At 69.9% G+C, this 8,225-nt stretch carries 7 protein-coding genes, 1 tRNA gene and 1 pseudogene; 7 read left to right on the top strand and 2 right to left on the bottom strand.

The window, feature by feature from the left end; translation table 11 throughout:
* A partial coding sequence (locus FRZ03_RS25400; protein WP_222443408.1) for a sensor histidine kinase occupies positions 1-818 on the bottom strand: 818 nt, incomplete at its 3' end.
* 166 nt (positions 819-984) lie between these two features.
* On the opposite strand from FRZ03_RS25400, the gene FRZ03_RS25395 reads away from it, so the two are divergent.
* The 7 genes from FRZ03_RS25395 (at position 985) to FRZ03_RS25365 (ending at position 6,777) form a co-directional block, all read left to right on the top strand.
* Positions 985-1,845, top strand: coding sequence for a terminase gpP N-terminus-related DNA-binding protein (locus FRZ03_RS25395; RefSeq protein WP_146467463.1), 861 nt, complete (start codon positions 985-987; stop codon positions 1,843-1,845).
* Positions 1,846-1,859: 14 nt separating this feature from the next.
* Positions 1,860-1,935 (top strand) — tRNA-Gln (locus FRZ03_RS25390).
* A 122-nt stretch (positions 1,936-2,057) separates the two neighbouring features.
* A complete protein-coding gene (gene glmU, locus FRZ03_RS25385) occupies positions 2,058-3,506 on the top strand; it encodes a bifunctional UDP-N-acetylglucosamine diphosphorylase/glucosamine-1-phosphate N-acetyltransferase GlmU (protein ID WP_146467462.1) in 1,449 nt (482 codons plus the stop codon).
* Positions 3,507-3,660: 154 nt separating this feature from the next.
* Positions 3,661-4,641 carry a ribose-phosphate diphosphokinase gene (locus FRZ03_RS25380; RefSeq protein ID WP_146467461.1) on the top strand — a complete coding sequence of 327 codons (981 nt, stop codon included), beginning with the start codon at positions 3,661-3,663 and terminating at the stop codon, positions 4,639-4,641.
* Positions 4,642-4,841: 200 nt separating this feature from the next.
* Complete coding sequence (locus FRZ03_RS25375; protein WP_146467460.1) at positions 4,842-5,438, top strand: 50S ribosomal protein L25/general stress protein Ctc; 597 nt, start codon at positions 4,842-4,844, stop codon at positions 5,436-5,438.
* Positions 5,439-5,583: 145 nt separating this feature from the next.
* The gene (gene pth / locus FRZ03_RS25370; RefSeq protein WP_146467459.1) at positions 5,584-6,186 is read left to right on the top strand and encodes an aminoacyl-tRNA hydrolase; all 603 of its coding nucleotides are present in this window, start codon (positions 5,584-5,586) and stop codon (positions 6,184-6,186) included.
* Between the two features lie 81 nt (positions 6,187-6,267).
* The gene (locus FRZ03_RS25365; RefSeq protein ID WP_186785608.1) at positions 6,268-6,777 is read left to right on the top strand and encodes a hypothetical protein; all 510 of its coding nucleotides are present in this window, start codon (positions 6,268-6,270) and stop codon (positions 6,775-6,777) included.
* A gap of 78 nt (positions 6,778-6,855) precedes the next feature.
* Here the strand turns inward: FRZ03_RS25365 and FRZ03_RS25360 are convergent.
* Positions 6,856-8,076, bottom strand: a pseudogene (locus FRZ03_RS25360) (phosphoenolpyruvate carboxylase); the annotation flags it as partial.
* Between the last annotated feature and the right edge of the window lie 149 nt (positions 8,077-8,225).

Here is an 8,225-nt window from a genome sequence, read left to right as displayed (position 1 = left end):
TCCCCGGCCCGCAGCACCCCCAGCATCTCCCGCAACTCCGTCAACGCCTGCCGGCCCATGTCCCCCACCAGAGCCGCGTTGCGCACCGCCTTCTCCGGATCCTTCCGCGCCACCGCCTGCAACGCCGCCGCGTGCACCACCATCAGACTCACCCGGTGCGCGACCACGTCGTGCATCTCCCGCGCGATCCGCGTCCGCTCCTCGTTGCGCGCCCACTCGGCCCGCTCCTCCGCCCGCTCCGCGAGCAGCTGAAGCTCCCGCTCCAGACTGTCCGCCCGCTCCCGCAGGCTCTCCATCAGCCGGCGCCGCGCCCCCACGTACAGACCCAGCAACACCGGCGGAGCCGTCAGCCCCAGCGCCGTCGCCACCGCCGCGAACGGCACGAACCAGTCACCCAGGGTCAGATCACCGCGCGCCATGCCCTGCCGGACCCGGACGAACGTCACCACCGCCGTACCCGCCAGCGACATGCCCGCCAGCACCCCGATGATCCGCCGCGGCACCTCCGCCGCCGCCAGCGTGTACAGACCCACGATGCCCAGCAGGAAACCCATCTGCGCCGGGGTCACCGCGATCGCCACCAGCACCACCGCGACCGGCCACCTGCGCCGCACCAGCAGCACCGCACCGGCCGCCACGCCGAACAGCACACCCGCCCAGACCGGGATCCCCGCGTCCCGGGCGAAACCCAGCCCCTCCGCGCCGCACTCCGCGGCCGACGCCACGGCGAGCGCCCCGTCGAACACCGCGCTGCGCCGCCGCGGCCACCACCAAGGGCCGGTCAGCGCCCTGGAGTGGTCTTCCCCCGTCATGGTCATGCGTCCAGCCTACGGGCGCGGAGCGGGGCTTTTCCGGTGACTTTCACCTACCTGCACACAGCACACCCCACACCCCACCTCGCTCGAAACCTCCCCCTATCCCTCGAACTGGTGAACTCCCTCCGTTCGATCCCGGAATCCCACATTCCGCCCGGACGGTATGCCTATGACGCACCCCCACGGCAGATACGCCGACTTCGAGACCCTCCGGAACCAGGCGATCGCCCTGCGCCGCGCGGGGCACAGCCTCCGCCAGATCCGCGACCAGCTGAAGATCTTCAACAACGACGTCCTCAACCGCCTGGTCAAGGGCGAACCCCCACCCGCCTGGACCAAGCGCCCCAACGCCAAGGACGACCTCCGCGAGCGCGCCCGCGAGCTACGACTCCAGGGGTGGACCTACGACCGGATCGAGACGGAGCTGGGCTGCTCCAGGAGTTCGGTGTCGTTGTGGGTGCGGGATCTCCCCAGACCGGAGCCCCGCTACACGCCGGAGGAACAACGCGCGCTGATGCATGAGGGCCTCGCTCGGCGCCGCGCCGCCGAGCGGCAGAAGCGCGACGAGACCAAGGCGTCCGCGCTGCGGGAGATCGGGGAGCTGACCGACCGCGAGCTCTTCATGGCGGGGATCGCCCTCTACTGGGCGGAGGGCTCGAAGAGCAAACCGTACGACCGCCGGGAACGCGCGGTCTTCGTCAACAGCGACGCCGGTGTGATCAAGACCTATCTGGCCTGGCTCGACCTGCTCGGGGTGGACCGCGAGCGCCTGTCCTTCCGGGTGCTCATCCACGAGTCCGCGGACATCGAGGCGGCCCATCGCCACTGGGCCGCGATCGCCGGCGTGGACGTGTCCGGCTTCGCGCGGCCGACCCTCAAGAAGCACAATCCCAAGACGGTCCGCAAGAACACCGGCGACGACTATCACGGGTGCCTGGTCGTCTGCGTGGCCCGAAGCGCCCATCTGTACAACCGGATCGAGGGCTGGTGGCAAGGAATCGTGACCCAGGCCGAGGTACGTCTCGGGTAAGGTCTGAAGCGCTGTCCCCCGTGGTGTAACTGGCAGCACACTGGTTTTTGGTACCAGCAGGACAAGGTTCGAATCCTTGCGGGGGAGCCACAGCACACAAGACCCTGGTTCGGGCCCTGACCTCCCCGTCAGGGCCCGCACTCATACCCCCCGAAACCCGCCCCGGTATCCTGCGGCTGTTCCCCACCCATTCAGAGCCGAAGGGCAACCCTGTGAGTGCCATCCGCCCGGCAGCCGTCGTCGTTCTCGCAGCGGGTGAGGGCACCCGTATGAAGTCGGCCACACCCAAGGTGCTGCACCAGATCTGCGGCCGCTCCCTCGTGGGCCATGTGCTCGCCGCGGCCCGCGAGTTGAAGCCCGAAAACCTGGTCGTCGTCGTCGGCCACGCCCGTGAGCAGGTCACCGCGCACCTGACGGAGATCGATCCCGCCGTCCGCACCGCCGTGCAGGAGCAGCAGAACGGCACCGGACACGCCGTGCGGATGGGTCTCGAAGAGCTCGGGGGCGCCGTCACCGGCACCGTGGTCGTCGTCTGCGGGGACACCCCGCTGCTGACCGCCGAGACCCTGCGGCGGCTCGCCGAGACGCACCACGGAGACGGCAACGCCGTGACCGTGCTGACCGCCGAGGTCCCGGACGCGACCGGGTACGGCCGCATCGTGCGGGACGAGGCGTCGGGCGCGGTGACGGCGATCGTGGAGCACAAGGACGCGAGCGAGGCCCAGCGGGCGATCCGGGAGATCAACAGCGGGGTGTTCGCGTTCGACGGCCGGCTGCTGGCGGACGCGCTGACGAAGGTGCGCAAGAACAACAGCCAGGGCGAGGAGTACCTCACGGACGTGCTGGGCATCCTGCGCGAGGCCGGGCACCGGGTCGGGGCCTCGGTGGCGGGTGATCACCGGGAGATCGCCGGGATCAACAACCGGGTGCAGCTGGCCGAGGCGCGCCGCATCCTCAACGACCGGTTGCTGACGCAGGCGATGCTGGACGGGGTGACCGTCGTGGACCCGGCCAGTACGTGGGTGGATGTGACCGTGACCTTCGAGCGGGACGCGGTGGTGCATCCGGGCACGCAGCTGATCGGTGCCACGCATCTGGCGGAGGGTGCGGAGGTCGGGCCCAACACCCGGTTGAAGGACACGAAGGTGGGTGCCGGGGCGCGGGTGGACAACACCGTGTCGGACGGGGCCGTGCTGGGTGCCGGGGCGACCGTGGGGCCGTACGCGTATCTGCGGCCGGGGACGCGGCTGGGTGCGAAGGGCAAGATCGGGACGTACGTCGAGACGAAGAACGCCCGGATCGGTGAGGGTACGAAGGTGCCGCACCTGTCGTACGTGGGTGACGCGACGATCGGTGAGTACACGAACATCGGTGCGGCGAGCGTGTTCGTGAACTACGACGGTCAGGACAAGCACCACACGACGATCGGGTCGCATTGCCGGACGGGTTCGGACAACATGTTTGTGGCGCCTGTCACGGTCGGGGACGGTGCCTACACCGCCGCGGGTTCCGTGATCACGAAGGACGTGCCGCCCGGTTCGCTGGCCGTGGCCCGTGGTCAGCAGCGGAATATCGAGGGTTGGGTGGCTCGGAAGCGGCCGGGGAGCGCGGCGGCGAAGGCGGCCGAGGAGGCGTCCCGGCCGGGCGGGAGCGAGGACTGACCGGAAACGAGTGCGTCAAACTCGGCGTACCGTGATAAGTGCACATCCGCGCAGGTGCACCCACACCCCTACCAGCTGATTCGGCCTCTCACGCTCGGACGGGAGGTCGTTCGAGCAGCCGCCTGGCTGAGACAACCTCTGAGGAGACAGTGCTGTGACCGGGATCAAGACGACCGGCGAGAAGAAGATGATGTTCTTCTCCGGCCGCGCCCACCCCGAGCTTGCCGAGGAGGTCGCCCAGCAGCTGGGTGTCGGGGTCGTCCCGACGAAGGCCTTCGATTTCGCCAACGGTGAGATCTATGTGCGTTACCAGGAGTCGGCCCGTGGTGCGGACTGCTTCCTGATCCAGAGCCACACGGCTCCGATCAACAAGTGGATCATGGAGCAGCTGATCATGATCGACGCGCTGAAGCGTGCGTCGGCTCGTTCGATCACGGTGATCGTGCCGTTCTACGGTTACGCGCGGCAGGACAAGAAGCACCGGGGTCGTGAACCGATTTCGGCGCGTCTGATCGCGGATCTGATGAAGACGGCGGGTGCCGACCGGATTCTGACCGTGGATCTGCACACGGACCAGATCCAGGGCTTCTTCGACGGTCCGGTGGACCATCTGTTCGCGCTGCCGCTGCTGGCGGACTACGTGGGCGGGCAGGTGGACCGGAACAAGCTGACGGTGGTCTCGCCGGACGCGGGCCGGGTGCGGGTGGCGGACCGGTGGTGTGACCGGCTGGGTGCGCCGCTGGCGATCGTGCACAAGCGGCGTGACAAGGACGTGGCGAACCAGGTGACCGTCCACGAGGTCGTGGGTGAGGTCAAGGGCCGGGTGTGTGTCCTGGTGGACGACATGATCGACACGGGTGGCACGATCTGTGCGGCGGCCGACGCGTTGTTCGCGCACGGTGCGGAGGACGTCATCGTGACGGCGACGCACGGTGTGCTGTCGGGTCCGGCGGCGGACCGGCTGAAGAACTCGCGGGTGAGTGAGTTCGTGTTCACGAACACGCTGCCGACGCCGGCGGAGCTGGGCCGGGATCTGGACAAGATCACGGTGCTGTCGATCGCTCCGACGATCGCGAGCGCGGTGCGTGAGGTGTTCGAGGACGGCTCGGTGACCAGCCTCTTCGACGAGCAGTGAGGTTTCTTCAGGCCGGCCGTCGCGGCTAGCCGAAGATCCTTTTGGGTACGGCCTCCCGGTCCGAGTAAACTGCACGAGTTGCTCGGCGAGGGAGGCCGTACTTCTGTGTACGGCGGTCCGTTATCGACGCGCTCTTCGTAGCAGGCCGTTCGTGGCCGGGTGACCACGTCCGTTCCGAGTTACTACGAGGAGTGATCCACATGTCCGAGGTGAAGATCGCCGCCGAGTCCCGCGCCGAGTTCGGCAAGGGTGCGGCCCGCCGCATCCGCCGTGAGAACAAGGTTCCGGGTGTTCTGTACGGCCACGGCACCGAGCCGCTGCACCTGACCCTGCCGGGTCACGAGCTGCTGCTGGCGCTGCGTACGCCGAACGTCCTGATCTCGCTGGACATCGACGGCAAGACCAACGAGCTGGCCATCCCGAAGGCCGTGCAGCGTGACCCGCTGAAGGGCTTCCTGGAGCACGTCGACCTGCTGCTGGTCAAGCGCGGCGAGAAGGTCACGGTCGAGATCCCGGTGCACACCGAGGGCGAGCTGGCCCCGGGCGGCAACCTGCTGGAGCACGTCCTGGCCGCGCTGCCGGTCGAGGCCGAGGCCACCCACATCCCGGAGTCGGTCACCGTCTCCGTCGAGGGTCTGGAGGCCGGTGCCTCCATCCACGCCAAGGACATCACGCTGCCGAGCGGCGTCACCCTGGCCGTCGAGGAGGACGCGGTCGTGCTCCAGGTCCTGCAGGCGCAGGCCGAGGAGACCGCGGGCGAAGAGGCCGCGGAGGGCGAAGAGGCCGCCGAGGCCTGAGCCGGACCGGCGGTTCCGCTCTGCCGGAGCCGGGCCCTCGTCGATAGGTGCCCGGCGCCGTCGGCCGGAACGGCACGGCTGTCCACAGCGGTACGCAGCCGCTGCTTCCTGGGGAGGCAGCGGCTGTTCGCGCATTCGAGGAGACATGGACGTGACCACCCCGACCAGTGGCCCCTGGTTGATTGTCGGGCTCGGGAATCCCGGGCCGGAGTACGCCATGAACCGGCACAATGTCGGCTTCATGGTGGCGGACCTGCTCGCGGAGCGGATCGGGGGGAAGTTCAAGCGGGCGGGCAAGGCGCAGGCGCAGGTGCTGGAGGGGCGGATCGGTCCGGCGGGGCCGGCGAACCGCCGGGTGATCCTGGCGAAGCCGATGTCCTTCATGAATCTGTCCGGTGGCCCGGTGAACGCGCTGAAGGACTTCTACAAGGTGCCGGTGGCGAACATCGTCGCCGTGCACGACGAGTTGGACATCGACTACGGCACGCTGCGGCTGAAGCTGGGCGGCGGGGACAACGGGCACAACGGTCTGAAGTCGATGACGAAGGCGATGGGGGCGGACTATCACCGGGTGCGGTTCGGGATCGGGCGGCCGCCGGGTCGTATGCAGGTGGCGGACTTCGTGCTGAAGGACTTCTCCTCGGCCGAGCGCAAGGAGCTGGACTACTTCGTGGACCGGGCGGCGGACGCGGTGGAGTGTCTGGTGACGGAGGGGCTGGAGTGGGCGCAGAGCGCGTACAACTCCTGAGCGGGGGCGGGGCGTCGTACAACTCCGGACTTGTCCGTCCTTGGTGGTCGGGCGAGTTGACCGGTCGTGCGGGTATGGCCAATGATCCCGGCCATGCCTGCCATCGCCACCCGTTCCGCTGTCCAGGCGTCCGTGTCCGCGTTGCGGTTCGGGCGGGTCGCGGCGATGGGCGCGCTCGCCGCGCTGATCGTGTTCGCGGGGGTGTGGGGTTCCTGGGGGAGCGCGCAGCATGTGCTGCTGCCCAAGGGGCGGGAGCAGGGCACGGTGAGGGTGGCGGCCTGTGCGGGCGGCACCTGTAGCGGGCCGTTCTCGCCGACGTCGGCGGGGGCGCGGGCCCGGGCGCGGGTGGAGCTCCCGGAGTCGGTGGCGGTGCGCAAGGGGCGGACGTACGACGTGGTGCTGAAGCCGGGGACGGCGCAGGGCCTGCGTTCGGGTCCGGCGGGGATGCTGTACGCGTGGGTGCCGCTCGGTGGGGCGTTGTTGCTGGCCTCGGTGGTGGTCGCGGGCGGGATGCGGCTGACGCGGCTGGCGTGGGTGCTGGGCCTCGCGGGGCTGGGGTTGCTGACGGCGGCGTTCGTCGCGGTGCAGTGAGGCTGGTCGGAAAAGGGGGGTGCCCCCGGGGTCGTACGACCTCGGGGGCACCCTTTTTCGGTGTGGTTCCGCGCTGGTTCAGCCGGTGTTGCGCAGGCCGGCGGCCACGCCGTTGACGGTGAGGAGCAGGGCGCGGGCGAGCAGCGGGTCGGGTTCGCCGCCGGTCGCGGCCTCTTCGCGCTGGCGCTTGAGGAGGGCGACCTGGAGGTAGGAGATGGGGTCGAGGTAGGCGTCGCGGATGGCGAAGGTCTGCTTCAGGACGGGCTGGGCGTCGAGGAGGTCGTCCTCGCCGGTGACGCGCAGGACTTCGCGGACGGTGAGTTCGTGTTCGGCGCTGATGGTGTCGAAGACGTGCTTGAGGTCGTCGGGCACGAGGCTGTCGACGTAGTGCCGGGCGATTCTGAGGTCGGTCTTGGCGAGGGTCATCTCCACGTTGGAGATGAAGTTGCGGAAGAAGTGCCACTGCTCGTGCATCTCGGCGAGGACGGTGTCCAGGCCGGCTTCGCGCAGGGCCTTGAGGCCGGAGCCGACGCCGAACCAGCCGGGGACGATCTGGCGGGACTGGGTCCAGCCGAACACCCACGGGATGGCGCGCAGGCCGTCGAGGGAGACGCCCGAGCCGGGGCGGCGGGAGGGCCGTGAGCCGAGGTGCAGGTCGGCGAGCTGGTCGACCGGCGTGGAGGCGAGGAAGTACGCCGGCAGGTCGGGGTCCTCGACGAACCTGCGGTAGGCGGCGTGGGCGGCGTCGGAGACGACGTCCATGGCGGCGTCCCAGCGGGCGCGGGCCTCGTCGGACTGGCGGGGGGCGGTGTGCAGGGCGGAGGCCTGGAGGGTGGCGGCGACGGTGAGTTCCAGGTTCTCCCGGGCGAGGGAGGGGATCAGGTACTTGTCGGAGATGACCTCGCCCTGTTCGGTGACCTTGATCTCGCCTTCGAGGGTGCCCCAGGGCTGGGCGAGGATGGCGTCGTGGGAGGGGCCGCCGCCGCGGCCGACGGTGCCGCCGCGGCCGTGGAAGAGGCGCAGGCGTACGCCGTAGCGGTGGGCGACGTCGCGCAGCCGGCGCTGGGCGCGGTGGATCTCCCACTGGCTGGTGGTGATGCCGCCGAACTTGGAGGAGTCGGAGTAGCCGAGCATGACCTCCTGGACGTCGCCGCGCAGGGCGACCAGGCGCCGGTAGGAGGGGTCGGAGAGCATGTCCTCCAGGATGGTGTCGGCGGCGCGCAGTTCGTCGGTGGTCTCCAGGAGGGGGACGATGCCGATCTTGGCCCAGCCGGCGTGCAGGTCGACGAGGCCGGCCTCGCCCACCCGCCCGGCCTCGTCGACCCCCCCGCCGCCCCGGCCAACCTCCTCACCGTCACCCCCCTCGCGCCCCCCACCGCCCCGCGCCCCCCCCACCCCACCCCTGCCGGCACCCCCCCCCACCCCCCCGACCCCCGCCGCCACCCCCC

Source organism: Streptomyces misionensis (genome assembly GCF_007896895.1).
Classification (GTDB): domain Bacteria; phylum Actinomycetota; class Actinomycetes; order Streptomycetales; family Streptomycetaceae; genus Streptomyces; species Streptomyces misionensis_A.
Note: the sequence above shows the minus strand (reverse complement) of the source record. Positions and strands in the feature narration are given on the sequence as shown.